Genomic DNA, 25,386 nt, shown 5'->3' on the forward strand with positions numbered 1-25,386 from the left:
GCGCGCCGTTTCACCCCCGAGGAACGGGACACGATCCACGAATTGATCCGCAGCCGCCGCGACGTCCGCGACGAGTTCCGCCCCGATCCGATCCCCGACGACGTTCTCTGGCGCATTCTGGACGCGGCCCATCACGCGCCTTCGGTTGGGTTCATGCAGCCCTGGAACTTCATCCTGGTCCGCGATATCGAACGCCGCCGCGCGGTGCACCGCGCGTTTCAGGCCGCCAATGCCGAGGCCGAGGCGATGTTTCCCGAGGAAACCCGCAGCACCTATCGCGCGCTCAAGCTGGAAGGCATCCTGAAGGCACCGCTGAATATCGTGGTGACCTGCGACCGCGACCGCTGCGGGCCGGTGGTCCTGGGACGCACCCACAACCCCGAGATGGACCTGTATTCCTCGGTCTGCGCGGTGCAGAACCTGTGGCTTGCCGCGCGTGCCGAGGGCGTCGGCGTGGGCTGGGTCAGCATCTACAACGAACCCGACCTGCGCGCGATCCTGGCGTTGCCAGACCACGTGGCGATCGTCGCCTACCTGTGTGTCGGTTTCGTCGACGCGTTCTACGCCGCCCCCGAACTTGCCCTGAAGGGCTGGCGCCAGCGCCTGCCGCTGGAGTCGCTGGTCATGGACGAGACCTGGAAGAAAGGCGCATAAAAAGCCGCGGCGGCGGGTCGGTCCACCCCGCCGCCGCCTTTACGGCGGCTTTGGAGACAGCATCGACCTCTGGCGCATCGTGTGGGGCTAAATGCCGGGACGGGAGAGCGCCCGGTGCCTGGAAAGCCGCCGAACATGGCGTGCAGCCCTCTTGAAATGCGCGTCACCAAAGGGAAGCGTCCTTCAACCCTTTGATCTTGGGGCAGGTCAAGGACCGCAGGTTTCGGCAGATCGACGAAGAAACCGACCGCCTTGAGGCGATGCCTTCGCTAACCTTCGGGCGGATGTGGCTGTTTTTGCGGCACTATGGACGACAAAACCCGGGGTTTGTCCGCGAACCTGGGTCTCGGCGTAATCGCGATCTTTCCGGTGGCCCTTGCCGTTCATTCGAACATCGGTGCCGCCGGTGCCCGAGCGTTTCGGCAGGTGGTGTCATTCGAACACCGTGCGCGAGCCGTCATGGCCCGCGCGTGCCAGAAGGTGCACCGCCGTGCAGGCGACCGCGCTGCAAGGCACAGGGTGCCCCAAGTCGAGAAGGCCCTCCGAAGGCGCATAATTCTGGGCGCACCGCGTGGTCTTGGGGCATGAAACTTGCGTGCGATTTCTGTCTTGGTCCAAAGGGTGCCCAACGAAACCGCCAGGTGCGGCGGGGAAATTCGCTCGATCCGGCGGGGATGCGACGGGAACCGGGATAATGTCGGTGTTCCACGCGGCCGCGGGACGCGCTATCCCGGCGCCGCCGATTACCGGAAAGGATACGCGATGCGCCATGGCTCCCTGATGCTTTTCGGGCTGATTTTCGCACTTTCGGCGGGGATCGCACTGACGGCGCCGGCGGGCCTGGCGCACGACCAGGCGCTGACGCTGGCGGTGGTGCTGGTCACGCTGGGGCTGTGGGGGACGGGCCTTGTGCCGCCATACCTTGCCACGCTGATCTTCTTCGCCGCGCTTCTGGTGGGCGGGCTGGCCGGGCCCGAGACGGTGTTTTCGGGGTTTTCCTCGGCGGCGATGTGGCTGGTGATGTCGGGTTTCGTCATCGGCGCGGCGATCACCGGGTCGGGGCTGGGCGCGCGGCTGGGCGCGGCGGTCGCCCCGCACCTGTCGCGCAGCTATGCGGGGCTGATCGCGGGGATGATGGGGCTTGGCGTGGTGCTGGCCTTTCTGATGCCCTCGTCCATGGGGCGGGCGATGGTGATGGTGCCGGTCGGGCTGGCCCTGGCCGAGGCGCTGGGATTCGGGCGCGGGTCGAACGGCCGGATCGGGGTTGCGCTGGCCGTCGCGCTGGCCTCGAACCTACCGGGCTTCGCGGTGCTGCCCGCGAACATTCCCAACATGGTGCTGGCGGGCGCGGCCGATCGGCTTCTCGACCTGCAGCCGAGCTATGCCGATTACCTTCTGCTGCATTTTCCGGTCCTTGGCCTCGCCAAGGCGGGCGTGGCGGTCTGGCTGATCCTTCGGCTTTTCCCGGCAGAAGTCGCCCCGGCGCAGGCCGCGACCGCGGCAAGCGCGGGGACCCGGCGCCAAACGGTGCTGATGGTGTTGCTGCTGGTCACGCTTGTCCTGTGGTCCACGGACAAGCTGCACGGGGTTAGTCCCGCCTGGGTCGGGATGGTTCTGGCCATCGTTCTGCTGCTGCCGCAAATCGGTTACGTCTCGCCGCCTGCGTTCCGCGAGGCGGTGGATTTCGGCACGATGATCTTCGTCGCCGGGGCGCTGGCCCTGGGGTCGGTGGTCGGCTCGTCGGGACTGGGCGAGAAACTCGCCGGGCTCTTGCTGCAGGGGCTTCCATTGGCGCCGGGGCGCGATTTCTTCAATTTCCTGGCCCTTTCGGGGCTGAGCGGTGCGACCGCGCTTGTCACCACCCAGCCCGGGGTGCCCGCGGTGATGACGCCTTTGGCCCAAGATTTGGCCGCGGCGACCGGGTTTTCCCCGTATGCGGTCGTCATGACGCAGGTGGTCGGCTTTTCCACGGTGGTGTTTCCCTACCAGGCCGCGCCGCTGATCGTGGCGATGGGGCTGGCCAAGGAACCGGTCCGCGCGCTGGTCCGCACGACGCTGGCGCTGGCCGTGCTGACCGTCGTTTTCCTGCTGCCGCTGGATTTCCTGTGGTGGAAGGCGCTGGGCTGGATTTAGGGCAGGGGGCCTTGCGCTGCGGTGCGATCGCCTGTTCTGGGGGCGGAACGGTGTGCCCGCGCCTATTCCCATTCCATCTGTTCGAAGGCGGACTGGGCATTGCGGCCGGCAAGGCTGTCGAACTGTTCGAGATGCGAAAAGGCCGACTGGTCGACACTCGGCGCATCCATGATATCGCCGCCCTCTTCGATCAGGGCACCGATCTTTTCGCGCAGGTTCGTCAGGTAATCGAAAGTCTCGGCCCGCGCCCGGTCGAGCGTGGTGGCCGGCCCGTGACCGGGGATGACATGGGCGGGGTCGAGGGCCGCGACCGCTTCAAAGGCAAGCGGCCAGCCCGCGACCGAGCTTTGCGGACCGATTCCCAGCAACCGGCCGATATAGACGATATCGCCGGTAAAGACGGTCCGCGCCCGGGGCATCCAGACGAAACTGTCGCCGGGTGTATGCGCCGGACCGACGTGCACGATTTCGAGGCTCAGCCCGCCAAGGGCGAGCGTGTAGCGATCCGCGAAGGTGATATCGGCAAAGGCAGGCTCCGTCCCGGCAAGCGCATCGCCCAGAAACCCGGCCAGCGCCGTCATCTGCATCGACCCGCGCGCGGCCTGGTCTTCGACCGCGGCGGCGCTTGCGATCACCGTTGCGCCCTGCGCCTGCCAATAGCCATTGCCAAGCCAGCGGTGATCCTGGCCGCCGGTGTCGATGACATAGACCACCGGCTGTTCGGTCACCGTGCGGATCGCATCATGCAGCGCCGCCGCCCCCTTCCACGAGCCGCCCGGATCGATCAGAACCGCCCCCTCCGGTGTCGTCACCAGGCCGAAGGTCGCGTTGTTGCCCAGGTTTTCGGGGCTGCGCTGTGCCGTTTCGCCGACGATCGCCCAGACACCCTCGGCGACGGGCTGGATTTCAAGCCGCTGTGCCGATGCAAGGTCGGGAACGGCGCACGCCAAGGCGATGACCAGAATGCGGATCATGCGGTCAGCCAGCTTTCCAGCTTGGCTGTGTCGGGCAGTCCGCCGGCATGGACAAGCTTGCCATCCACCGCGACGCCCGGCGTGGACATGACACCCGCCATCGCGATGGATTTGGCGTCGGTGATCTTTTCGACCGAGACCTCGACGCCAAGCCGGGATGCGGCGTCCTTGACCATGGCCGCGGTGGCCTCGCATCGTTTGCAGCCGGGGCCGTAGACCTTGACGGTTTTCATGGCGTTCTCCTTGGAATGGGGCCCGTGGCCCGGGCGGATCACAGGATGATCAGAGGATGAGGTTGAACAGAAAGCCGGTGGCCAGGATGCCCAGCGATACCACCGCGAGGAAAATACCGATCAGCCGGTAGGTCAGCACCTGCTTTAGGATGATCATTTCGGGCAGCGACAGCGCGATCACCGACATCATGAAGGCCAGCGTCGTGCCAAGTGCGGCGCCCTTGCCCAAAAGCGCCTCGACGATCGGGATCACGCCGGCCGCGTTGGTGTACATCGGAACGCCCACCGCGACGGCCGCAGGCACCGACCACCACGCCTCGCCGCCCATGATCCGCAGCATCATCGCCTCGGGCACATAGCCGTGGATCAGGGCACCGATGCCGATGCCGACCAGCACCCAGATCCAGACCTTGCCGACGATCTCGCGCACCTGTTCGGCGCCGATCCTGAACCGGTCGGCCAGGGTCAGCCGTTCTTCGGGAATATCGCCCACCGGGCCCGCGTTCAGCTCGCGCACCCAGTCCTGCAGGTAGCGTTCCAGTCCCATGCGCCCCAGCATGAAACCCGCGACCGTGGCGATGGCAAAGCCGAAGACAAGATAGACCGTAGCGATCTGCCAGCCGACAAGCCCGTAAAGCAGGCCCAGCCCCACCGGCCCCACCATCGGCCCCGCGATCAGGAACGAAAAGGTCACCCCCAGCGGGATCCCCGCCGAGACGAACCCGATGAAAAGCGGCACCGACGAGCACGAGCAGAACGGCGTGAACACGCCCAGCAGGGCGGCCAGGGGATAGCCCGCGATCTCGCGCTTGCCGGCGAGAATGGCGCGGGTCTTTTCCGGGCTGAACCAGCTGCGCAACACCCCGGTGACAAAGACGATCGCCGTCAGCAACAACAGAACCTTGGGCACGTCGTAGATGAAAAAGGCGAGGGCCTCGCCGGTGTGGCTGTCGCGCGCCACCGGGAAAAGCGACGTCGCCCATTCCGAAAAGCCCACAAGCTGGGAATAAAGCAGCCACCACGCGCCTGCCGCCGCCGGCAGCCCGGCATACCATACCCAGTCCGGACGGCCGCGGGGCGGGTGCGTCTCGGCCGTCATGCGACCTTCTCCGCCACGCTGCGTTCCGCCGCCAATACCGCGTCGATCACCGCGACCAGTTCCGGCGCAAGATCGGGGTTGCGGCGATACCGCACCCATTGCGCGTCGCGCCGGTCCAGCACCAGACCGGCCTGCCGCAGCACCTTCATGTGCCGCGACATCCGGCTTTGGCTCGCGTCGAGGCGGGCCATCAACTCGCAGACGCAATGCTCGCCGCCGTCCCAGACAAGGGCAAGCGCGGCACGGCGGGTCGGGTCGGAAATGGCTGTCAGAATATCCTGCATGGCGTTATGTATATGCTTGATGGCGCATATGCGCAATTCTTCATTTTCCTGAAGGTCTCTTCCAAGCCTTCGGGCCGATATCGCGCGCCGCTGGCCGGCCTGTGAAAAGGGGAAATCCGCCTCGGACATGACCCCGCCGCGCAAGGTGCGCAGGGGCGCATCGGCCCTGTCGAAACCGCTTGTCGTGCCGTGCCGCCGAAACGCCCCGTACCGCCTGCGCGCCGAACGCGGCCCGGGCTGCGTTCCTTCACGGCCCCGTGGGGACAATTTACCTCGCGCTTCGGCGCCCTCGGTTGGGGGAACGACCCACATGCGCTATTTTATCTGGGAACGGTTGTCTCAGCGACCGTGTTCTACGCGCCTACCGGGAGAGACCGACATGACTGCCGTCCTGTTCAATCGCCGAACCCTGCTGGCCGCCAGCGGTGCGGCCTTGGTGACCGGTGCATCGGGCCTGCGGGTTCCGGCCAGGGCGCAGGGGGTTTCACCGACCCCCACGATGCGCGGCGGGTCGAACAACTATCGCCCCGGCGCACCCATCGTGAAGCGGATCGGCGGTGGCGGTTTCTGGATGTCGGGCACCGTGCGCCGCGCGGGCGATGGGGCGCCGCTGGCCGGTCAGCGCATCCAGATCTGGGCGCACACGACCGAGGGGCATGAACGCGACTGGCACAGCCACGGCGCCACGCTGACCGACGAGAACGGCGTTTTCCGCCTGGAGATGCCGCAGATCGTTCCTGCCTTCGGACAGGCCCATGGGCACCTTGCCTATGACAGCGGCGACTTCAAGACGGTCTTCCTGCGCCCGGTGATGGCCAGTTCGAAAGACACCAGTCTGGAGGCGCATTTCGTCCTTCAGCCGGCGTGATCGGGGTGAGGGAGGCGCGAATGCGCCGGCTGCGCATGGCCCTGATCTGGGGCGGTTTCACCGCCGCGCTGGCCGTGCCGATCGCGGCGGCGGCGACCAGCCCCCTGCTGGCATGGCGCGACCCGGTCTACGTCGCCGCCGGCTTTGCCGGGATCGTCGCGATGGGGCTGTTGCTGTTTCAGCCGCTTCTGGCCGTCGGATACTTGCCGGGCCTTGCTGCGCTGCGGGGGCGGCGCGTCCATCGCTGGACCGGCGGCGCATTGGTCGCGGCCATCGTTGTCCATGTCTCGGGGTTGTGGATCACCAGCCCGCCGGACGTGGTCGACGCGCTGACGTTCACATCGCCCACACCCTTTTCCGCCTGGGGCGTGATCGCCATGTGGGCACTTTTCGCCGCGGCGCTGCTGGCCGCGGGCCGGCGCCGGGTGCGTCTGCGCTGGCGGACCTGGCGGCTCGCGCATACCTCGCTGGCGGTGGTGGTCGTGATCGGCAGCGTGGCGCATGCCCTTCTGATCGAGGGCACCATGGAAACGCTGTCCAAGGCGGGGCTTTGCATGCTGGTCGTCGCGGCGACGGCGAAGGCCCTGGTCGATCTGCGGGTCTGGTCGTCCGGGGCAAACGCGAACCGGTGAAAGCCGGCCACCACGGCAGAGGGCATTCGAAAGCGCCCCGCAAAGGAAGCCGCCTCGATCGCTAGGTCGCCTTGGTCGCAGGCAGGCGTAGGGTGACGCGCAGTCCGCCCTCAGCCCGGTTTTCAAGACACAGTTCGCCGCCATGCGATGCGATGATGTTGCGCGCGATGGCCAGCCCCAGGCCCGCGCCCCCAGTCTCTCCGCTGCGGCTTTCCTCGCCCCGGACGAAGGGTTCCAGAACGTCCGAGAGCCGGCCTTCGGGGATGCCGGGGCCGTCGTCCTCCACGATCACGCGGGCCGCGGTTCCCTCGCGTTCAACGCGCACACCGGCGGCCCCGCCATAGCGGATGGCGTTGTCGATGACATTGCCGAAGGCGCGGCCCAGTGCGACGGCGCGGCCGGGCACCTGCACCGCCTCCGCACGCGTCAGCTTGGCGCCCCGCTCGTGGCACAACCGGTCCAGCAGCGCGGGCAGATCGACCCGCGTCTGTTCCTCGCCATCGCCGGCCCCGCGCGCATACTGGACCAGCCCGTCGGCCATGACGGTCATCTCGTCCAGGGTGCGGATCATCGGGGCTGCCTCATCCTCGTCCAGCATCTCGGCACGGATCCGCAGGCTGGTGATGGGCGTGCGCAGATCATGCCCGACTGCGGCCAGCGTGCGCATCCGCTCGGCGTCGAACCGGGCGATGCGGCCCTGCATCTCGTTGAAGGCGGCGGCGGCGTCGCGCAACTCGCGCGGTCCGGCTTCGGGGACATGCACGCCGCGGTCGCCCTGTCCGGCGGCGCGCGCGGCCGCGGCCAGCGCGTTGAGGGGGCGTGTCAGACGCCGAACCAGCAACAGCGCGACGCCCAGAACCGACACCAAGGAGGTTCCAAGCACCAGCAACAGGACCTCGGACGGAATTCCGGGCGGCCCCCTGTGATCGCCGCGCGAAATGGAGTTCAGCCATTGCAAACCGCCGGCATCGCCGCCCAGCCGGATCGACAGCGCCACCGCCTCGCCGCTGCGCGCCCCGTCCTCGCGATGCCGGACCACCAGTTCGGCGCGCACCTCGCGGTCGCCCAGGGCGTCGCGCAGCGCGCGGGTCAGGGACGCGGAACGCGGGCCGCTATGGCCTGCCTCGACGATGGGGGCCGGGTCGACGGAGACCCGGGTCCGCCGGGTCGAAGCCGCCCGCGCCGCCTGAACCCGGCGATCGGCGGGCGCGGCCTCGATGGCGGGGACAAGCGAGACGATGCGTTCCACCTCGCGCTCGATCAGCGCGGCACTGTCCTGCCGCGCCCGATCCGCATACAGCAGGGCCGCCGCGACGAGGTTCGCCGCGATCAAGGCCGCCGCCAGAAGGATGGAAAACCGGGCGGCAAGGCCGTCGAGGGGCAGGCGCAGGGTCATGTGTCCTCCACGTCGACGGCCAGGCGATAGCCGCCGCCCCATTCGGTGACGATCAGCCGGGGCGCCTTGGGGTCGGCCTCGACCTTGCGGCGCAGGCGGCTGACGGTGTTGTCGATCGCCCGGTCATAGGCCTTGGCATCGCGCCCCGCCGTCAGGTCCAGCAGGCGGTCGCGGCTGAGCACGGTATGCGGGTGATCCAGCAGGATGCCCAGCAGGCGGCTTTCGCCCGAGGTCAGCGACACCGTGCGCCCGTCATCGTGCTGCACCTGCTGAAGGTCGGGATCGTGGTGCCACGGCCCGAACCTGCGGATGCCCGAGGCGATAAGCGTCGCGGGTTCCGGCACCCGGCGCAGAACCGCGCGGATGCGCGCCAGCAACTCGCGCGGGTTGAAGGGTTTGACCACGTAGTCGTCGGCGCCCAGCTCCAGGCCCACGATGCGGTCGGTCTCGTCCGCCATCGCGGTCAACAGGATCACCGGCGGGCCGCCGCGCGCGACCAGCCAGCGGCACAGGCTCAGCCCGTCCTCGCCCGGCATCATGATGTCCAGCACCACCAGCGCGGGCGTGCCGTCCTCCAGAACCCGCCGCGCCTCGCCCGCATTCGCCGCAAGCTGCGTCCGCAGCCCCTGCTTGCGCAGGTATTGGCCCAGAGGCTCGCGTATGTCGCGGGCATCGTCGACGATCAGGATCTGTGGGTCACCTTGGGACATCCGCGGGGTCGGGCCTTTCAGCTTTTCCATAGAATAGGGGGGAGTAGGCGGGGTTTCCCAGCCTCTCCATCCCGTGCCGGCAAAAAGAAATGTCGCGAATTGTCGTCGCGCCCGGCGTTACGACAATTCGCGACAAACCGGCGCCGGCGCTGACACACATTCCGGCGAGGGGTCGTCCATATCGGGGTCATCGAGGGCCGAACGGCCTTACGGACACAAGAAAGGATGACACCATGACCAAATCGAAACTCGTTCCCGCAGGTCTCCTGACGCTGGCCCTGGTCGGCGGCACCGCCGCCGTGGCCACCGCGCAAGGCATGCCCTTCTTCGGCGACAGGGACGCCAAGGTGATGCGCGCCGATTTCCGTGGCGGCGATCATGGCCAGCGCGGCGACCGGGGCGCACGCGGCCCGCGCGGTGCCTTTGGCGGCGAGATGGTCCGCACCGTCTTCGAGGCCGTCGATGCCGATGGCGACGGCCGCGTGACCCGGGCCGAGATCGACACCTATCGCGCGGCGCAACTGGCCGCGGCGGACAGCTCGGGCGACGGCGCGCTGTCGATCGAAGAGTTCGACACGCTTTACCGCGCGCTGACCCGCGCGCGCATGGTCGACGCGTTCCAGGCGCTTGACGCCGATGGCGACGGGCAGATCGTGGCCAAGGAGATCGACACCCGGGTGTCCCGCATCGTCGAACGGATGGACCGGGACGGCGATGGTGTCCTGACGCTGACGCCGGCGCGGCCCGCGCCGGCACCCGCCGCCCCGCAAACCGACAACTGAGATGTCACGGGGCGGCCCTGCGCCGCCCCGTCCATTTTCGATCCGGCGCCAATCGCCCAAGGACCACCGAGATGAAGACAATCAACACCACCTTCTGGGCCCTGATGCTGGGGATCAGCGCCCTCTGGATCGCGGCCAGTCTGCCGCTGCCGCAAGCCCCGAATTTCATGGCCATCCGCCACTTGCTGGTGGACTATTCCGGCTATCTTGCCATCGGCGCGATGAGCGTCGCGATGATCCTGGCCACGCGCACGCCGTGGCTGGAACGCTGGCTGAACGGGCTGGACAAATCCTATCGCCTGCACAAGTGGCTGGGCATCGCCGCGCTGGTGACCGCGGTCGTTCACTGGGTCTCGGTCAACGGCCCGAAATGGGCGGTGTCCTGGGGCCTGATGGCGCGGCCCGAACGGGGCGGGCATGGCGGCGCGGGCGCCGATCTTGGGGCGGTCGAGGCCTTCCTGAGAAGCCAGCGCGGCACCGCCGAGATGCTGGGCGAATGGGCGTTCTACGGGGCCGTGGCGCTGATCGCCGCGGCGCTGATCAAGCGTCTGCCCTACAGGCTGTTCGCCGCGACCCATACGCTGGTGGCCATCGCCTATCTGGTGCTGGTCTTTCACGCCGTCGTGCTGATCGATTTCGACGCCTGGACGCAGCCGGTGGGCCTCGTCACGGGTCTGTTGATGGCCGGCGGCGTCGCCTCGGCGGCGCTCGCCCTGACGCGGCAGATCGGCCGCCGCCGCCAGGTCGCGGGCCGCATCGCCGCGTTGCGCCAGATCCCCTCGATGCAGATCACCGAGACCGAGATCGCCATGGACGAAGCCTGGCCGGGGCATGAGGCGGGGCAGTTCGCCTTCGTCACCTTCGATGCGAAAGAGGGTGCGCATCCCTTCACCATCGCCTCGGCCTGGACCAGGGGCAGCACATCGCTGACCATCATCAGCAAGGCCCTGGGCGACTACACCTCGCGCCTGCCCGACACGCTGCGGATCGGGGACGATGTCACCGTCGAAGGCCCCTATGGCCGCTTCACCTTCGAGGACAGCAAGAAACGCCAGATCTGGATCGGTGCGGGCATCGGCATCACGCCCTTCCTCGCCCGGCTGCAACACCTGGCCGCCCGGCCCGATGGCACGCGGGTCGACCTGATCCATTGCGTGCCCGAGATCGCCCCCGAGGCGCAGGCGCTGCTGGAAAAGGATGCCGCGGCGGCGGGGGTGAACCTGCACCTGATGCGCGACGGCACGGACGGCCCGTTGACCGGCGCACGCCTGCGCGCCATGGTGCCCGACTGGGCCGAGGCCAGCGTGTGGTTCTGCGGCCCGGCGGCCTTCGGCCAGGCGCTGCGCGAGGATCTGCGCGCCAACGGCCTGCGCCCCGCAGATTTCCACCAGGAACTGTTCAACATGCGCTGACCTGCGCCGCCCCACCACCATGAAAAGGCGCGCCGATAGAACACGGCGCGCCTCTGTCCTCCGGCGAGAGGCAGGGCAGCGCCAACGCCGCCTTGCCCTTTCGGAACAGGCTCGCAGGCGGACGGAATGTCGCAGGCCAGGTTCTTGATAAAAATACTAAGGTAAGGTTTTCTGACTTAGGTAGGTACCCCAAGCCGCCGCCAGGGGTTCTTGGAAAACCGGATCGGCAGCTGCTTTGCTGCCCCAGAAAAAACGAGGATACCATGACCTTGAACACAAGGATTTTCCTGGCGGGCGCTGTGGTTGCGCTTGGGATTGCGGGCGCGGCGATGGCACATACGCCGCTTTGCGCATGTTACGACAACGGCGACGGAACGATTCTGTGCGAGGGCGGATTTTCCGATGGCGCATCGGCCGCCGGCGTGCGTCTGGCGGTCATCGACGGCGACGGTAACGTGCTGGTCGAGGCCAAGATGGACGAGAACAGCGAATTCACCTTCGCGCGTCCCGCTGGCGTCTTCAGCGTCCTGTTCGATGCCGGCGAGGGCCACGAGATCACGATTCCCGCAGACGAAATCTACTGAGGAGCGCGCCGATGAAGCCCCTGCTTTTTTCCGCCGCGCTGGCGGCTCTCGCAGCTGCGCCGGCCTGTGCCCATTTCCAGTTGATCTACAACCCCGAGCCCAATCTCGAACGGCCCGGCGACGTGCCGCTCAGGCTGATCTTCTGGCACCCGATGGAAAACGGGCATGCCATGGACATGGGCAAGCCGCTGGAGCTGTTCTACGTCTTCAAGGGCGAAAAGATCGATATCGGCGAAACCCTTGCCCCGATCACCTTCACGGGCGCGCAGAACGGGGCGGCAGCCTTCGAGGCGGCCCTGCCGGTCAAGCGCAATGGCGACTACATCGTCGGACTGGTGCCCGCCCCCTATTACGAAGAATCCGAGGACATCTACATCCAGCAGATTACCAAGGTCTTTTTCAACAAGGGCGGGATCCCGTCCGGCTGGAACGAACCGTTGGGCCTGCCGACGGAAATCGTGCCGCTGAACAAGCCGACAAACGTGATCGCGGGATCGACCTTTTCCGGCCGGTTGCTGTCACAGGGCGCGCCGGTGGCGGGCGCCGAGATCGAGATCGAGTATATCGCCGCGGAACCGGACATGGAGACGAACGCCGTAGGCGAGGCGACGGTGGGGCCGGTGCCGGGGGGCGCCATCGTGGCCATCACCGATGAAAACGGCGTCTTCACCTTCGGTATCCCGCGCGCGGGCCATTGGGGCTTTGCCGCGCTGGGCGCGGGGCCGGCCACCGAACATGAGGGCAAGGAACTGAGCCAGGATGCCGTGATCTGGATCAAGGCTTACGACCTGGATTGACGCGATATCTGACTGGACGAGTCAGGATTGCAGGAGCCGGCGGGACCGCTAAAACGCGCGGTCCCGCCCAAGCGACGGGAACAGGACATGGGACGTGGCTTTTTCGGGCACAAGGGGTGGGGCAAACAGGGGCGGGGCCTTGGGCTTGGCCTTGGCCGTAGGCGGCGTGGCCAGGGCGCCGGCCACGGGGCCGCGCTCTGCACCGCCTGTCCCATCGGCAACAGCCTGAACGAGGCCGCGCCGGGTACGACCTGCCGGATCCTGCGCCTGATGGGTTGCGGACCTGTGCGCCAGCGCCTGCTCGACCTGGGTATCCGGCCCTGCCGCGAGGTGACGGTGGTGCGCAACGCCCCGTTGAACGACCCGATCGAACTTAGGGTCGGGGACAGTTTCATCGTGCTTCGGCGGCGCGAAGCGGCGCAGATCGAGGTCGAACATGTCTGAGACCCGGCTGGTCGCGCTTGCCGGTCAGCAGAACGCGGGCAAGTCCACCCTGTTCAACCTTCTGACCGGCCTGACCCAGCACATCGCCAACTATCCCGGCGTCACGGTCGAAAAGAAATCGGGTTGGTATTCCGACGGTGGCCGCAGCGTCGAGGTGGTGGACCTTCCCGGTTGCTATTCCCTCACCTCCTATTCGCCCGAGGAACGCGTCGCGCGGGCCTTCCTGCTGGACGAGGCGCCGGACGTCGTCGTCAACGTGCTGGACGCGTCGAACCTGCGCCGCGGGCTGCCGCTGACGTTCCAGCTTCTGGAAATGGGCATCCCCGTCATCGTCGCGCTGAACATGATGGACGTGGCCGAGGGGCGCGGGCTTCAGATCGACCTGGCTGCGCTGGAAAAGCGTCTGTGCGTGCCGGTGATTCCCGTCGTGGGCCGCAAGGGGCAGGGCGGCGATGCCTTGCGTCGCGCCATCGCCGAGGCGCGCGACACGCGCCCGGCCACGCTGAACTACGGCGCGCTCGAACCGGCGGTGCAGGAACTTCAGGCGCTGCTGGCCGACCAGCCCGCGCTGAAGGTCTATTCGGCCCGCTGGCTGGCGGTGAAGCTTCTGGAAGACGACAGCGAGGCCGCGCGCCTGCTGTCCGAACGAGTTGAAAACCCGCACCCCATCCTGGACCGCGCGCACCGGCTGCGCGCGGCCATCCCGGGCGAGGACACCGCCGCCGACAAGATCGCCACGGCCCGCGACATGCTGGCGGCCGATATCGTGGGAACCTGCATCACCGCGACCCGCGCCGGACATGTGCCAATGTCGGAACGGATCGACCGGTTCCTGCTGAACCGCTGGCTGGCACCGGTCTTCCTGGTCGCGACGATCTGGGCCATCTACCAGCTGTCCATCGTGCAGGGGTACGAGCTGACCAAGGTCACCTGGCCAATCCTGGCGGGCATTCGCAATATCGCCGCGGGGCTGTTGCCCGATGCGGGTTTCCTGGTCGATCCGCAGATCCGGTCGCTCGGGCTTTGGCTGGTGGATTCGGCCAACACGCTGCTGAACTACGTGCCGATCTTCCTGATCCTGTTCGCGCTGATCGCGATACTGGAGGATTCGGGCTACATGGCGCGGATCGCCTTCATCCTGGATCGCATCCTCAACCGCTTTGGCCTGCACGGGCAGTCGACCTTGCCGTTCATCCTGGCGGGCGTGTTCGCGGGCGGCTGCGCGGTGCCGGGCGTGATGGCGACCAAGGGCATTCCCGACCATCGGGCGCGGCTGGCCACGATCCTGACCGTGCCGTTCATGAACTGCCTGGCCAAGATCCCGCTCTACACGCTTTTGCTGAACATCTACTTCCCCGAGGCCAAGGGGCTGATGCTGTTCTACCTGTCCACGATCACCGTGATCGCGGCGCTCTTGGTCTCGAAACTGCTGACCACCACGCTTCTCAGCAGGCATGAAACCGCGCCCTTTGTGATGGAACTGCCGAACTATCACCTGCCGACGGTCAAGGGCGTGCTGCGCCGCTCGGTCGACCGGACCTGGCTATACATCAAGAAGGTCGGCACCGTCGTCGTGGCCATCGCCGTCGTGATCTATGTGCTGCTGCAATTCCCCGGCGTTCCGGCGGATCGCGAGGTCGCCTATCAGGCGCGCGCCGAGACCGCCATCGCCCGCTTCTACGATGCGCTTGACGGCAACCCGAACACCGCCGCCGTGCCCGACCAGGCCGCGCTGATCGACCTGATCAACGTCCATACCGCCTACAAGGCCGCGCGATTGAATGCGGGAGGGCGCGACGCGGCCATGGCGATCGACGCGCGGCTGGCCGAAGAGCACCCGCAATTCGCGCCCTTCGTGCTGCGCTCGCGCGTGGCGGCGGACAAGGAGGCCGCCGCCGCGCTCAGGGACCTGGCGGGCGAGCGCACGACCCTGCGCCGCGAGATGCGCGAGGACAAGATCGAGTCGAGTTTCCTCGGCATGGTGGGCCGCGGCCTGGAACCCGTCACGCGGTTCGCCGATTTCGACTGGAAGATCAACGTGGCGTTGCTGGCCTCGTTCGCGGCGCGCGAAAGCTCGGTCGCGACGCTGGGCGTGCTGTTCGACCAGGAGGATGGCCAGAACCAGACGCTTGAGGACCGCATGGGCGCCGCCCAGGGCGCCGAGGGGCGCACCGCGCTGTCGGCGGTGGCGTTGATGCTGTTCTTCGCGCTTTACCCGCCCTGCCTGGCCACCGTCATCATGGTGCGGGTGCAGACCGAAAGTTATCTCTGGATGGGCTTTTCCATCGTCTTTCCGACGATTCTGGGGCTTGCCGTGGCCAGCACCGTCTTTTCGCTGGGCAGCGCGCTGAACCTGACCGGCTTGCAGGCGATGACCGCGGTCTACCTTGCCGGCCTTGCCGCGCTGTTGATCGTGGCGCTGCCCAAGCCTTGGATGCGGCTTCCCGCCCGTGCGCCGGTCGCGGAGGACTCGCCATGAACGGAACGCCGCAAATCGACCTCGCTGCGGAAACCAGCATCGCGGCCCACGAGGTGGCCTTGATCGCGGTGGCCGTGGTTCTGGCGCTGGTGTTCCTGTTCCGCGGGGTGCTGCGCCGCCGCCGGGGTGCGGCCCCGGCTTGCGATTCCTGCCCGGGCTGCGCCAGCGGAACACCCTGCCAGGCGGTGCAGTACGATTTCACCCGCGACACCGCCGACGACCGGACCTGAGCGCCCCCGCCGGTGCAGGGGCGTCAGGGCGCCACGGCAAGGGACGGTTCGCGCGCCCAGGTCCCGCCGGGCCGATACCGCGCGGCGATCCTGCCCTGTTTCAGCGCGAAAAGGTGCAGCCAGCCATTGTCGAACAGCAGGGCGATGTCGGGGTGCCGCCCCAGAACGTCTGTGATGGCGTCCTCGGGCGCCTCGATCAGCACCGACAGCCTGAGCGGGTCGTGGGCCAGGCGCGCGCCGTTATGGATGGCTTGCCACGGCAGACCCGGGCGCAGACGTCCGCCATTGCCCTCGACCACGCCGATCCCGCCGGTCACGTTGTGCAGCAGCTTGGTGCCGCCGCCGAAAGCGGCGGGCGCGACGGCGGATCCGTAATATTGCAGGCTGATCCAGCTGGCCACCACCACCGGCGCGGTCAGGATCAGTTCGAGCGTGCCGAAGCCGTCATCGGCCGTCCAGTCATAGCTGTGCAGGAAGACCCGCCCCCCCAGGTCGGCGCCGGCGGTCGCGGCGCGGGGCGCGGCGATGAAGGCGGCGCAGCCCGCAAGGCCCCATTCGGGCCGCGTCTCGGCCCAGTTCGTCGCCCGCGCGGCCACGCGCGCGGCGGTCGCCCCCGGAAGCCTCGGCGCGCGTTCGGCACGGGCCTGTGCCCCGGCGGCCCGCAGCCAGCGCTGCGCCTGCACGAGGTCGGGCGCATGGTCCGGCGCCGGACCGTCGTCATACAGGGTGATCTCGTCGGTCGTTGTGTCATGCAGGCCCGCGACGAACAACGTGTCGTCGGGCAGTGTGATCCCATGGTCGGGCAGGCCCGCGCGGGTTTCGGGATCGTTCAGCAGTTGCGCGAGGAGCCGGGCCGACACCTCGCCCGTGTGACCGCCGCAGGCGCCGCAGTGATAGGCGCTTTCATGGGGGTTGTTCGTGACCTGCGCGCCGTGGCCCAGCAGCAGGACGACCCGGCCAAACCCTTCCGTCAGGCTCATCGCCCTCAGCACCTTGGCGGCGGTCTCGACCTTGGCCTCGGCCGACAGCCCGCCGACGAACCGCGGCGCGGGGGCCTTGTCCCCCGCCCGGCCGCCAAGGCCCAGCGCGTCCTTGACCAGTTTCACCCCGAAAAGCGGTCCCGCGGCCTCGACGAAGGCGAAGGAGGACACCGCGGCCTGCCGGAACCGGCCCCATGCGCGCACCGTCCGGGCGAGGATGCGGGTCCTTTGCTCTTCCGCGTCCCCGGTGCTGCTGGCCGAGCTCAGAGCAGGGCGCAGCAGCACCGGAAGTCGGTTTTCCACCACGTCCGAGCCCTGCGCGCCATGCGCAACCGGCAGGCCGAAGAAGCCGGCAAAGCCCAGCGTCTCGATCCCGGGCGCCTGGCATTCCAGCGCCCGGCGGATCACCTCCGACCGGACATCGATGCAGAACGCCGCCTGCAGGGCCGGGCGCGTGCCGGGCGCGGTCGCGGTGACCAGCGCATCGGCCAGGCGGCGCTGATAGGCGCGCTCGGCGGCCTCCTGCAGGATCGCGTCCACGACCTGATCGGGCGTTGGCGTCACCGGGGCCGCGTGGGCGGCGACGACCCCTTGCCAGCGTTCGGCGATCTGCGGGGCATGGGCCAGCAACGCCTCGTCCCAGACCAGCCGGATCGCAAGCAGATCGCCAAGCGTTCCGTCCGTTTGACTGGCCAACTCGGCCTGCCAGAGCAACCAGCGCGCGTGTTGCGCCCAACCGCCCAGGTCCATCAGCAGCCGGTGGAAGGCGGTCTCGGCGGCCGCCTCGGACAGGCCCAGGCGGTCCGCCGCCCGCACAACGGCACGGTCCGCCGTGTCGGGGGCCGATGCCGCGTGTGCACAGAACCCTGTCAAACCGGCGATCTCGGGCGTCAGGTCGCGGCCCGCCCAGGCCTGCCAGGCCGGCCAGGCGGCCTGGTCGGGGGCAGGCGACCACAGCGCTTGGCCGCGATCGAACTGCCCGGCGGCCCACAGGCCGAAGGCGCGTTCGATCACCGCCGGCCAGTCCACCCCCGTGGCCTCTGCCGCCAGCTCGGCCACCGTCGGAAGGGGCTGCGTCGCGGCCGCCGGGGTGATGGCTCGGGCCTTGAGCATCGCAAGGTCGCGCGGCTTCAGCGGCGAGGGGCAGGCGATCAGGGCCGCGGCAAGGTCGTCATCGGTGATCTGCCCCGACGCGATCTGCCGGGCAAAGTCCGCCCGCGGCCGTGTCAGCGGCACACCGGCCACCCGCGCCATCCGCGCGGCGGCGGTGGCCAGGTCCTCTCCGGCCTGGCCGAGGAAGGGGTTGACCGCGACGGTGGCATCCAGCGGGAAGGCCGGGGGGATGGCGCGCATCGCGGTTTCGGCCGCCGCAAGCAGATGCGTGCTCCGCGCAGGTGCGATCCTGATATGCTTCATGAACATGGTGTCTGGCCCTTTGCTTGGTCGGTGTCGGCGACCCGGAACCCGCCGATCAGCCGGTCGAGAAGCGCGTTGAGGTAAAGCCCGTTGGCAAGGTGCACCCGCAAACCGGCGCTGGCCGGGTGATGGGCCCAGAGCGGGAACAGGGCCTGTGCAAAGGCCACGAGGCCGAAGGACAGCACCGCCAGCGCGATCAGCGCCCAGTCCAGCGATCCGGGCGTGGGCGCCGCGGGCAGGTGTGGCCCGCAGATCGCCAGCGCGGCCATCTGGAATGTGAAATACCCCGCCGCCGCACCCAGCGCGGCCAGCGCGGTGCGCCGGGTCAATGCCACCGGCGCCGCATCGGCCAGGCCCTGCGCCACCAGGTAGGCGACGCCGAAGATCAGCATCGTGCCCAGCGCCAGCGCCTGCGGCGACTTGGGCCCGGCAAGGGCGGTGAACAGGGCCGCCATCGCGGCGTAGATCACCAGCGCCAGGCCAAAGGATTTCAGCACCGCGCCCAGTCCGGGCGTGGCGACCGGCCCCGGGCGGCGCAGGCTTGCGACGGCCGCTACCGCGCCGCCCGACGCCAGGAAGGCATGCGCCTTGTAAAGCGAATGCGCCACGATGTGCAGCAGCGCCAGCGCCCAGAGACCAAGCCCGCATTGCAGCAGCAGGAACCCCATCTGCGCCACCGTCGACCAGGCCAGCGCGGTCTTTACGGCGCTTTGCGTCAGCATGACCACCGCCCCGAAAAGCGCCGTGAACCCGCCGATCATCACCAGCGCGGCCATGGCGCCGGAACTCGCCTGAACCAGCTCGGCGGTGCGGATCAGCAGGAAGCCGCCCGCGTTGATGATGCCCGCATGCAGAAGCGCCGAGACCGGGGTCGGCGCCTCCATCACCTCGGTCAGCCAGCCATGCAGCGGGAAGGCCGCCGTCTTCAGCACGGCCGCCAGAACGATCAGCGCGATCGCAAGATGCCCCGTCCCCGACGGAACCTCTGCGGCGGACGCGGCCAATGCCGCGAACTCGCCCGTACCGAACACCCCCAGCCAAAGCGCCGCGGCCAGGATCAGGGCCGCGTCCCCCGCATGCCAGACAAGCGTGAATTTGGTGGCGGCCCGGCGGGCCGCGGGCCGGTCCGGATAGAACAGCTGCAGCTGCCGCAGCCCGATGCCGACGCCGATGAAGGCGAGGATCAGAATCGACAGGCTGCCCGACTGCATCAGCAGCAGAACCGCGGCAAGGGTCGCCAGCATCAGCCCGTGAAACCGCCCCTCGCGTGGCTCGCCGTCCAGATAGCTGCGGGAATAGCGCAGGACGATCCAGCCGATGAAGGCGACGAGGAAGGTCATCGTCGTGCTGACGGCGTCCAGCCGCAGGACGACCGCAACCGGCCCTTCGACCAGCGCCACCCGCGCCGGCCCGCCCGTCAGGTTCTGTGCAACCCCTGCCACGGCCAGCGCCAACGCTCCCAGGGCGGCGGCTTCGGAAAGCCGGGTGACCCCCCTTGGGCGAATGCCCGGATGGCGAAAGGCCGCGAGGGCCGCGATCAACAGAACGATCGGCGCAAGGGCGCCCAGGGGCAAGGCAAGGGACATGGCGCGGTTCCAGGTGGTTTGCGGTCGCGGAAACGAATAGCGGCTCGACGGAATTCAAAAAATTACATATATTGGTCAAAAGCGTTCTGTATTTTGGATGATTAGTGGCGCTCAACCTGCATCATCTGCGGCTGTTCAGGGCGGTGGCGCGCGACGGAACGCTGACCGGTGCGGCCCGTGCGCTGAACCTGTCGCAATCGGCGCTGTCCACGCAGATCAAGACGCTCGAGTCCTCGCTCGGACACGCGCTTTTCGAACGGCGCGGTCGCGGCCTGGTGTTGACCGAGGCGGGGCGGATCGCACTCGACCATGCCGAGGCGATCTTCCGGACGGCAGAGGATTTGACCGCGACGCTGAAACACGCGGCTGGCGCCCGGCGGGTTCTGCGCATCGGCGCGCTGGCCACGCTGTCGCGCAATTTCCAGATCGGTTTCGTCGCACCGTTCATCGGCCGGTCCGATGTCGAGGTGGTGGTGCGGTCGGGGGCGCAGGCCGACCTTCTGAGGGCGCTCGAGGCGCTGTCGCTCGACGTGGTGTTGACCAATCTCGTTCCGGCCAGGGATGCAGCAAGCCCCTATCTGGTTCACGCCCTGTCCGAACAACCGGTCAGCCTGATCGGACCCTGCCATCTTCAGGGGCGTCCGCTGCGGGACCTGCTGGCCACCGAGCCGTTGATCCTGCCCACGCCCGAGGCCGCGCTGCGCGCCTCGTTCGACGGCCTGGTGGGGCGGTTGGGCGTGGTGCCGCGGGTCGCGGCCAAGGCCGACGACATGGCGATGCTGCGTCTTCTGGCGCGCGCCGGGGCGGGGCTTGCGGTTCTGCCGCCCATCGTGGTCCGCGACGAACTGGCCGCGGGCCTTCTTTCGGAACTGGTGCGCCTGGAAGGCATCACCGAAAGCTTCTTCGCGGTCACGCTTCAGCGCCGGTTCCCGAATCCTCTGGTCGCCGAAATCATCGACGCCTTCGAACTTGACAAGCGCTGACCGGGCCTTGGGCGATATGCGGACGGGGCCTTGTGCCGCATAGGCAAATCTACCTAGGCAATGGTGCCGATAGCCTGCAGGTCCCGATTGCCGTAGCGTTAGACATGTTCCAGCGGTCGTATTTCGTTGGGGTTCGGGGATTTCAGGCAGTCTTTGCAAGTGATCATTGTCATCCAGGTGAGTGGCTTGGACATAACGCTCTGCCCTTAGGGGCAGAGCGTATTCTTTGGGGTCGTGGCGGTGAACGCCCTTGGGTCGTTTCATGCGAACCGGTATGACCTGAACAGCGCCGGGCATCGGTCCGGCACCAGGAAACAGACCCGGGGCCCGCCGATCCGATGAAATCCCTTGGTGTGATACTCGCTCTGGCGTTGGCGGGCCTCCAGCTCTTCGCGGTGACGGTGGTCGTCTCGTCGTCCTATTTCACCTCGGAACGCACCCTTCTGGAACATGCCAGAAGCCAGCTTGTCGATGTCGGCACCAACGTGATCCAGCATACCAAGTGGTTCATGTCGCCGGCCCGCAGCGCGGCCGAACTGTCGACGGCCCTGGCCGAGAACCAGATCGTCCGGCGCGAGGAACGCGACCACCTGGAGGGCCTGCTGTTCCAGCAACTGCGCTCGGCGCCGCAATTCGCCGGGGCGTTCTATGGCGACGAAGACGGGAATTTCGTTTTCGTCAAGCGCGACGGCCCGCATGCCTACCTGACCAAGATCGTCGATGTCACGGACCCGCGGCGCGCCCTGTTCATCGCGCGCGACGATGATTTCGTCAGCCTCGGCAACCGCTTTGACCCGGACGACGCCTATGATCCGCGCACGCGGCCATGGTACAAGGCGGCCAAGACCCAGCGCGCCAGCATCTGGACCGATCCCTACATCTTCTTCACCTCGCAATCCCCGGGCATCACCGCGGCCACGCCGGTGATCGATTACCGCGGCCACGTGCAGGGCGTGGTCGGTGTCGATATCGAGATCAAGGAACTGTCCAACTTCCTTTCGGAACTCAGGATCGGCAAGACCGGGGCGGCATTCATCCTGAACCGCAACGGCGACGTGATCGCCCATCCCAACCCCGCGCTTCTGACGACGGTCGGCGAGGGGGGGACGCTGGAATTCCCCTCGATCCGAAAGATCGACGATCCGATCGCGCGGGCGGCCTTCGGTGACCGGATGACGGCCGACGGGGTCGCGGTCGAAACCCTGGTGCAATCCGATTTCGACTATGCCGGGCGGCGCTACGTGTCGCTGATCATGCCGTTCGGCCTGGATGACATTCCCTGGACGATCGTGCTGTTCGCCCCCGAGGACGATTTCATCGGCACGATCAAGGCGAACCGCACGCAGAACACCCTGATCGCGATCGCCGTGGCGTTGGCCACCGCGCTGCTGGGGCTGGCGCTGGCCAACCGGATTCATGCGCCGGTTCGGGCCTTCGCGGTGCGCTCGGCGCTGATCTCGCAGGGCGAGATCGACCCTGACGAGCCGCTGCCCAGCACCTATCGGGAACTGGAAAACGCCAACACCACGCTGGTGCGCGAAATATCGCAGCGCCGGAAGACCGAGACCGAATACCGCCTGACCTTCGACAAGGCCTCGCGCGGGATGGTGCATATCGAAAGCGGCACGGGCCGATTGTTGCGCGTGAATGCCAGTTTCGCGCGGCTTCTGGGCTATCGCGAGGACGAACTGGACGGGGTCGCCTTCCAGTCGCTGCTGGATCCCGATGAACCGGACGTGCTGACCGAGTTCGGCGAAAGCATCGCGGAACACAGCGCCTTCGGATTCGAGGCCAAGGCGATGCGCAAGGACGGCACGCCGGTCTGGATCAGTTTCAACGGCATCTTCTTCCAGGCCGACGGCGAGGGCGAGAATTACATCGTCGCGACGATCGACGACATCACCCAGGCGCGCGCCTCCGAAGAGAAGATCGAGACGCTGAACCGCGAGATCGCGCATTTCTCGCGCCAGCGGATGATGGGCGAACTGGCAACGGGCCTTGCCCACGAACTGAACCAGCCGCTGACCGCGATCACCCAGAATGTCGATGCGGCGCTGTACCTGATCGGGCACGCACCCGACCGCGCCGACGAGGTGCGCGGCCTTTTGGGCGATATCGACCAGCAGGCGCACCAGGCCGCCGACATCATCCGTGCGCTGCGCGCGCTGGTGCGCAAGGACGGCAACATTCCCAGCGAATTCGGGATCCGCGAGCTGGCCCAGCAGGCTCGCCGGTTGGTCCTGTCCGAAGCGCGGCAACATTCGGTCGAGATCGTCCTGTCGAAAGGCCCCGAGATCGAGGTGCGCGCGGTCCGGGTGCAGATCGCGCAGGTGGTGGTGAACCTGCTGCGCAACGCCGTGGAATCCGTCTCCGAGGCCGGCAGTACCCGCCGCCAGGTCATCGTGTCGGCCCGCCATGTCGACGGCGCCGTGCAGGTCGATGTCGAGGACAGCGGCCCGGGCCTTGCAGAGGGTGTCGAACTGTTCATGCCATTCGAAACCACGAAACCGGACGGTATGGGCCTGGGCCTGTCGATCAGCCGGTCGTTGATCGAGGCGAATGGCGGGCGCATCTGGCACGAAGCCGCTTCTTCCGGGACGCGCTTCTGTTTTACGGTGCCCCTGAAAGGAGCCTGAGCATGGCAGAGGACGCGTTGAACGGCCCTTGCGTTTTCCTGGTCGATGACGACGCCGATATCCGGACGTCGCTGTCGCGTGCGCTGGGGCTGCGTGGTTACAAGGTCCGCAGCTTTCCCTCGGCCGAGGATTTCCTGGCGGCGTATGACGGCACCGCATCGGGATGTCTGATCCTGGATTACGGCATGCCCGACATGGACGGTCTGCAGTTGCAACGCCATCTCAGGGACTGCGGCATCACGATCCCGGTCATCTTCATCACCGGGCATGGCGGCGTGCCCGAAACGGTCGAGGCGATGAAGATGGGGGCGCTGGATTTCCTGGAAAAGCCGTTCAAGCAATCCATCCTCGTCGAGCGGATCGACGCGGCCATCGAAACCGACGAAAAGCGGCGCCGGGCCAGCCTGCGAACGCACGAGACGCGCGCCCGTTTCGACGCGCTGACCGAGCGCGAGCGCGAGATCGCCGCGATCATGGTCACCAATCCCGCGCGCAATTCGTCCAAGGAGGTCGCCCGCCAGCTGGGCATCAGCCCGCGCACCGTCGATCACCATCGCGCCCGGATCCTCGAAAAGATGGAGGTCCATTCCGTCGCCGAACTGGTCGAGGCGGCCGTCAAGGCAGGCCTGTTCAAGGACCAGTAGGCCCGGGGCGGGGTGTGCCGGACCGCGTTCGGCCTTTGCAGAAACGAACATTCCCGTGTCCACGAACCGCTGGAATCCCTGCCGAATAGCCCCACGCACCGGTAGCAAACCGTTCCGTTTCCAACATTTCAGCCAGTAAATCCCTGCGGGAATTGTCTCTGCGTTGACCGTTTCGCGTGGCTTTTCCGACACCGACCGGCCCTTGCCGCCGCGTCGCCCCTTACGGCATCGCGTTAACGAATGTTAACCGAATGTCGGCGGGACACGCCGAGGGGTAACGGGCGAGGCGGGAATGAAGGCGGGACAGCGCGACGCATACGTCATTTCATGGACGCAGACAGAACTCGACGGTGCGCGTGCCCCGGCGTCCGGCGCCATCGTCGCCGGTCTGCCTTGGCGCTGGTCGGGCGATGCGGTGCGGATCGCCGGCGCCATCTTGGCCCATGACATACCGGCCGATGGCGACGAGACCGCCTTGCGTCGTCGCGCCGCGCGGTCGGCGGCGCGTCTGGTCGGTGCGGCCTTCGCCGGCATGGATACAACAGGTGTGCCCGACGTGGCAGAGGACGACGCGATGCCCGATCGCGGCTTCGTTCTGACCGATGGCCGCGCCAGTTATGTCGCGACCGAAATCGACTCGGGCCCCGGTCGACTTCCGCTGCTAATGTTCCTCGATGCCATGCCGCCGCGCGGCACCGATCTGTGGGTCGTGCGCCTGCTGGGCGAGCAGACGGCCGGTGCCGCTCCGCAGAGTGGCCCGAAAGGCGTGATCTGCTTTGCAGAGGGCACGCGGATCGACACGCCCTGCGGCCCGGTGCCGGTCGAGACGCTTCGCCCCGGTGACAGGGTGCTGACCCTGGATGACGGCGCGCAGGAGATTCTCTGGACCGGGCGACGCCGGATGACCGGGGCGCGGCTCTACGTCATGCCGCATCTCAGGCCCGTGCGTATCCGCGCCGGCGCCCTGGGCGGCGACCGACCGTCGGGCACCTTGCTGGTCTCGCCAAGCCACCGGGTGCTGGTGACCAGCCATGCGGCCGAAACTCTTTTCAACAGTGACGAAGTTCTGGTTGCGGCGCGCGACCTGGTGAACGACCGCTCGATTACCGTCGACCATTCTTTGCGCGGGCTGACCTATGTCCATCTGATGCTGAACCGCCACCAGGTGGTCTGGGCGAACGGCGTGGCGACCGAAAGCTTTCATCCGGCCTCGACCTCGCTCGACATGGTGCCGCCCGAACAGCACGTGGCCCTGCTCGAGGCGTTCCCGGCGCTGCTGGGCGACCCGCATGCCTATGGCGGCTTTGTCCGGCGCTGCCTGAGCAGTGCCGAGGCCGCGATCCTGCGTCACGAGGGCCGGCCCGGCCATTGACAGCCCGCAAGGCATCTGTATAAGCGCGCCATCCCGGCCCGTGTGGCCGGGTCTTTCA

23 protein-coding genes are annotated in these 25,386 nt (G+C 67.6%); 15 read left to right on the forward strand and 8 right to left on the reverse strand.

Features of this window, described 5'->3' with window-relative positions:
* Positions 1-654, forward strand: a 654-nt coding sequence (gene bluB / locus EV662_RS17195; protein WP_132465355.1) for a 5,6-dimethylbenzimidazole synthase, incomplete at its 5' end; no start/stop codon positions are given.
* 762 nt (positions 655-1,416) lie between these two features.
* A complete protein-coding gene (locus EV662_RS17200) occupies positions 1,417-2,787 on the forward strand; it encodes an SLC13 family permease (RefSeq protein WP_132465358.1) in 1,371 nt (456 codons plus the stop codon).
* Positions 2,788-2,849: 62 nt separating this feature from the next.
* Here the strand turns inward: EV662_RS17200 and EV662_RS17205 are convergent, their stop codons facing one another.
* The 4 genes from EV662_RS17205 to EV662_RS17220 are packed head-to-tail and all read right to left on the reverse strand — an operon-like array spanning position 2,850 to position 5,377.
* The gene (locus tag EV662_RS17205) at positions 2,850-3,761 is read right to left on the reverse strand and encodes an MBL fold metallo-hydrolase (RefSeq protein WP_132465361.1); all 912 of its coding nucleotides are present in this window, start codon (positions 3,759-3,761) and stop codon (positions 2,850-2,852) included.
* Entirely contained in the window at positions 3,758-3,994 is a 237-nt protein-coding gene (locus EV662_RS17210) for a thioredoxin family protein (RefSeq protein WP_132465364.1), read from the reverse strand. Before EV662_RS17210 ends, EV662_RS17205 begins: the two co-directional genes overlap by 4 nt.
* A gap of 49 nt (positions 3,995-4,043) precedes the next feature.
* A complete protein-coding gene (locus tag EV662_RS17215; protein WP_132465367.1) occupies positions 4,044-5,093 on the reverse strand; it encodes a permease in 1,050 nt (349 codons plus the stop codon).
* Positions 5,090-5,377 carry an ArsR/SmtB family transcription factor gene (locus tag EV662_RS17220; RefSeq protein WP_132465370.1) on the reverse strand — a complete coding sequence of 96 codons (288 nt, stop codon included), beginning with the start codon at positions 5,375-5,377 and terminating at the stop codon, positions 5,090-5,092. Before EV662_RS17220 ends, EV662_RS17215 begins: the two co-directional genes overlap by 4 nt.
* A gap of 379 nt (positions 5,378-5,756) precedes the next feature.
* Between EV662_RS17220 and EV662_RS17225 the strand changes: the two genes are divergently transcribed.
* Together EV662_RS17225 and EV662_RS17230 are read left to right on the forward strand one after the other, a co-directional pair.
* Entirely contained in the window at positions 5,757-6,245 is a 489-nt protein-coding gene (locus EV662_RS17225; protein ID WP_132465373.1) for a peptidase associated/transthyretin-like domain-containing protein, read from the forward strand.
* 20 nt (positions 6,246-6,265) lie between these two features.
* Positions 6,266-6,877: a ferric reductase-like transmembrane domain-containing protein gene (locus EV662_RS17230; RefSeq protein ID WP_132465376.1), complete on the forward strand. Its 612-nt coding sequence runs from the start codon at positions 6,266-6,268 to the stop codon at positions 6,875-6,877.
* Positions 6,878-6,938: 61 nt separating this feature from the next.
* Here the strand turns inward: EV662_RS17230 and EV662_RS17235 are convergent, their stop codons facing one another.
* Together EV662_RS17235 and EV662_RS17240 are read right to left on the reverse strand one after the other, a co-directional pair.
* On the reverse strand, positions 6,939-8,273 hold the full coding sequence (locus EV662_RS17235) for an ATP-binding protein (protein WP_165915643.1): 1,335 nt from the start codon (positions 8,271-8,273) through the stop codon (positions 6,939-6,941).
* Positions 8,270-8,983: a response regulator gene (locus EV662_RS17240; RefSeq protein WP_132465382.1), complete on the reverse strand. Its 714-nt coding sequence runs from the start codon at positions 8,981-8,983 to the stop codon at positions 8,270-8,272. The genes EV662_RS17235 and EV662_RS17240 overlap by 4 nt, the downstream gene beginning before the upstream one ends.
* 233 nt (positions 8,984-9,216) lie before the next feature.
* Here EV662_RS17240 and EV662_RS17245 point away from each other — a divergent pair, with 233 nt between their 5' ends.
* The 7 genes from EV662_RS17245 to EV662_RS17275 all read left to right on the forward strand — a co-directional run bounded on the left by EV662_RS17245 (position 9,217) and on the right by EV662_RS17275 (position 15,711).
* Entirely contained in the window at positions 9,217-9,765 is a 549-nt protein-coding gene (locus EV662_RS17245) for an EF-hand domain-containing protein (RefSeq protein WP_165915644.1), read from the forward strand.
* A 71-nt stretch (positions 9,766-9,836) separates the two neighbouring features.
* Positions 9,837-11,177 (forward strand): ferredoxin reductase family protein, encoded by a 1,341-nt coding sequence (locus EV662_RS17250; RefSeq protein ID WP_132465388.1) that lies wholly within the window; start codon positions 9,837-9,839, stop codon positions 11,175-11,177.
* Between the two features lie 263 nt (positions 11,178-11,440).
* Positions 11,441-11,761, forward strand: a complete 321-nt coding sequence (locus tag EV662_RS17255; RefSeq protein ID WP_132465391.1) for a hypothetical protein — start codon at positions 11,441-11,443, stop codon at positions 11,759-11,761.
* Positions 11,762-11,772: 11 nt separating this feature from the next.
* The gene (locus tag EV662_RS17260; RefSeq protein ID WP_132465394.1) at positions 11,773-12,558 is read left to right on the forward strand and encodes a DUF4198 domain-containing protein; all 786 of its coding nucleotides are present in this window, start codon (positions 11,773-11,775) and stop codon (positions 12,556-12,558) included.
* Between the two features lie 87 nt (positions 12,559-12,645).
* The gene (locus EV662_RS17265) at positions 12,646-13,002 is read left to right on the forward strand and encodes a FeoA family protein (protein WP_132465397.1); all 357 of its coding nucleotides are present in this window, start codon (positions 12,646-12,648) and stop codon (positions 13,000-13,002) included.
* Positions 12,995-15,481, forward strand: coding sequence for a ferrous iron transport protein B (gene feoB / locus EV662_RS17270; RefSeq protein ID WP_132465400.1), 2,487 nt, complete (start codon positions 12,995-12,997; stop codon positions 15,479-15,481). Before EV662_RS17265 ends, feoB begins: the two co-directional genes overlap by 8 nt.
* Entirely contained in the window at positions 15,478-15,711 is a 234-nt protein-coding gene (locus EV662_RS17275) for a FeoB-associated Cys-rich membrane protein (protein WP_132465403.1), read from the forward strand. The genes feoB and EV662_RS17275 overlap by 4 nt, the downstream gene beginning before the upstream one ends.
* 23 nt (positions 15,712-15,734) lie before the next feature.
* On the opposite strand, the gene EV662_RS17280 is transcribed toward EV662_RS17275, so the two are convergent.
* Both EV662_RS17280 and EV662_RS17285 read right to left on the reverse strand, forming a co-directional pair.
* Entirely contained in the window at positions 15,735-18,113 is a 2,379-nt protein-coding gene (locus EV662_RS17280; protein WP_132465406.1) for a YbcC family protein, read from the reverse strand.
* The gene (locus EV662_RS17285; RefSeq protein ID WP_132465409.1) at positions 18,104-19,693 is read right to left on the reverse strand and encodes a proton-conducting transporter transmembrane domain-containing protein; all 1,590 of its coding nucleotides are present in this window, start codon (positions 19,691-19,693) and stop codon (positions 18,104-18,106) included. Before EV662_RS17285 ends, EV662_RS17280 begins: the two co-directional genes overlap by 10 nt.
* 104 nt (positions 19,694-19,797) lie before the next feature.
* On the opposite strand from EV662_RS17285, the gene EV662_RS17290 reads away from it, so the two are divergent.
* From EV662_RS17290 to EV662_RS17305, 4 genes are all read left to right on the forward strand, one after another.
* On the forward strand, positions 19,798-20,676 hold the full coding sequence (locus EV662_RS17290) for a LysR family transcriptional regulator (RefSeq protein ID WP_132465412.1): 879 nt from the start codon (positions 19,798-19,800) through the stop codon (positions 20,674-20,676).
* 338 nt (positions 20,677-21,014) lie between these two features.
* On the forward strand, positions 21,015-23,312 hold the full coding sequence (locus tag EV662_RS17295; RefSeq protein ID WP_132465415.1) for a cache domain-containing protein: 2,298 nt from the start codon (positions 21,015-21,017) through the stop codon (positions 23,310-23,312).
* 2 nt (positions 23,313-23,314) lie between these two features.
* Positions 23,315-23,956 (forward strand): response regulator transcription factor, encoded by a 642-nt coding sequence (locus EV662_RS17300; protein ID WP_132465418.1) that lies wholly within the window; start codon positions 23,315-23,317, stop codon positions 23,954-23,956.
* Between the two features lie 292 nt (positions 23,957-24,248).
* Complete coding sequence (locus tag EV662_RS17305) at positions 24,249-25,328, forward strand: Hint domain-containing protein (RefSeq protein WP_132465421.1); 1,080 nt, start codon at positions 24,249-24,251, stop codon at positions 25,326-25,328.
* Positions 25,329-25,386: the final 58 nt, after the last annotated feature.

It is taken from the genome of Rhodovulum marinum (genome assembly GCF_004343075.1).
GTDB classification, from domain to species: domain Bacteria; phylum Pseudomonadota; class Alphaproteobacteria; order Rhodobacterales; family Rhodobacteraceae; genus Rhodovulum; species Rhodovulum marinum.

Excerpts from the sequence above, each read along its gene's own strand:
- EV662_RS17225 (WP_132465373.1), top strand. The coding sequence starts at position 5,757 with ATGACTGCCGTCCTGTTCAATCGCCGAACCCTGCTGGCCGCCAGCGGT.
- EV662_RS17255 (WP_132465391.1), top strand. The coding sequence starts at position 11,441 with ATGACCTTGAACACAAGGATTTTCCTGGCGGGCGCTGTGGTTGCGCTT.
- EV662_RS17295 (WP_132465415.1), top strand. The coding sequence starts at position 21,015 with ATGAAATCCCTTGGTGTGATACTCGCTCTGGCGTTGGCGGGCCTCCAG.
- EV662_RS17210 (WP_132465364.1), bottom strand. The coding sequence starts at position 3,994 with ATGAAAACCGTCAAGGTCTACGGCCCCGGCTGCAAACGATGCGAGGCC.
- EV662_RS17235 (WP_165915643.1), bottom strand. The coding sequence starts at position 8,273 with ATGACCCTGCGCCTGCCCCTCGACGGCCTTGCCGCCCGGTTTTCCATC.
- EV662_RS17245 (WP_165915644.1), top strand. The coding sequence starts at position 9,217 with ATGACCAAATCGAAACTCGTTCCCGCAGGTCTCCTGACGCTGGCCCTG.
- EV662_RS17300 (WP_132465418.1), top strand. The coding sequence starts at position 23,315 with ATGGCAGAGGACGCGTTGAACGGCCCTTGCGTTTTCCTGGTCGATGAC.
- EV662_RS17250 (WP_132465388.1), top strand. The coding sequence starts at position 9,837 with ATGAAGACAATCAACACCACCTTCTGGGCCCTGATGCTGGGGATCAGC.
- EV662_RS17215 (WP_132465367.1), bottom strand. The coding sequence starts at position 5,093 with ATGACGGCCGAGACGCACCCGCCCCGCGGCCGTCCGGACTGGGTATGG.
- EV662_RS17260 (WP_132465394.1), top strand. The coding sequence starts at position 11,773 with ATGAAGCCCCTGCTTTTTTCCGCCGCGCTGGCGGCTCTCGCAGCTGCG.
- EV662_RS17200 (WP_132465358.1), top strand. The coding sequence starts at position 1,417 with ATGCGCCATGGCTCCCTGATGCTTTTCGGGCTGATTTTCGCACTTTCG.
- EV662_RS17265 (WP_132465397.1), top strand. The coding sequence starts at position 12,646 with ATGGGACGTGGCTTTTTCGGGCACAAGGGGTGGGGCAAACAGGGGCGG.
- EV662_RS17240 (WP_132465382.1), bottom strand. The coding sequence starts at position 8,983 with ATGTCCCAAGGTGACCCACAGATCCTGATCGTCGACGATGCCCGCGAC.
- EV662_RS17205 (WP_132465361.1), bottom strand. The coding sequence starts at position 3,761 with ATGATCCGCATTCTGGTCATCGCCTTGGCGTGCGCCGTTCCCGACCTT.
- EV662_RS17230 (WP_132465376.1), top strand. The coding sequence starts at position 6,266 with ATGCGCCGGCTGCGCATGGCCCTGATCTGGGGCGGTTTCACCGCCGCG.
- EV662_RS17305 (WP_132465421.1), top strand. The coding sequence starts at position 24,249 with ATGAAGGCGGGACAGCGCGACGCATACGTCATTTCATGGACGCAGACA.
- EV662_RS17280 (WP_132465406.1), bottom strand. The coding sequence starts at position 18,113 with ATGTTCATGAAGCATATCAGGATCGCACCTGCGCGGAGCACGCATCTG.
- EV662_RS17285 (WP_132465409.1), bottom strand. The coding sequence starts at position 19,693 with ATGTCCCTTGCCTTGCCCCTGGGCGCCCTTGCGCCGATCGTTCTGTTG.
- feoB (WP_132465400.1), top strand. The coding sequence starts at position 12,995 with ATGTCTGAGACCCGGCTGGTCGCGCTTGCCGGTCAGCAGAACGCGGGC.
- EV662_RS17220 (WP_132465370.1), bottom strand. The coding sequence starts at position 5,377 with ATGCAGGATATTCTGACAGCCATTTCCGACCCGACCCGCCGTGCCGCG.
- EV662_RS17275 (WP_132465403.1), top strand. The coding sequence starts at position 15,478 with ATGAACGGAACGCCGCAAATCGACCTCGCTGCGGAAACCAGCATCGCG.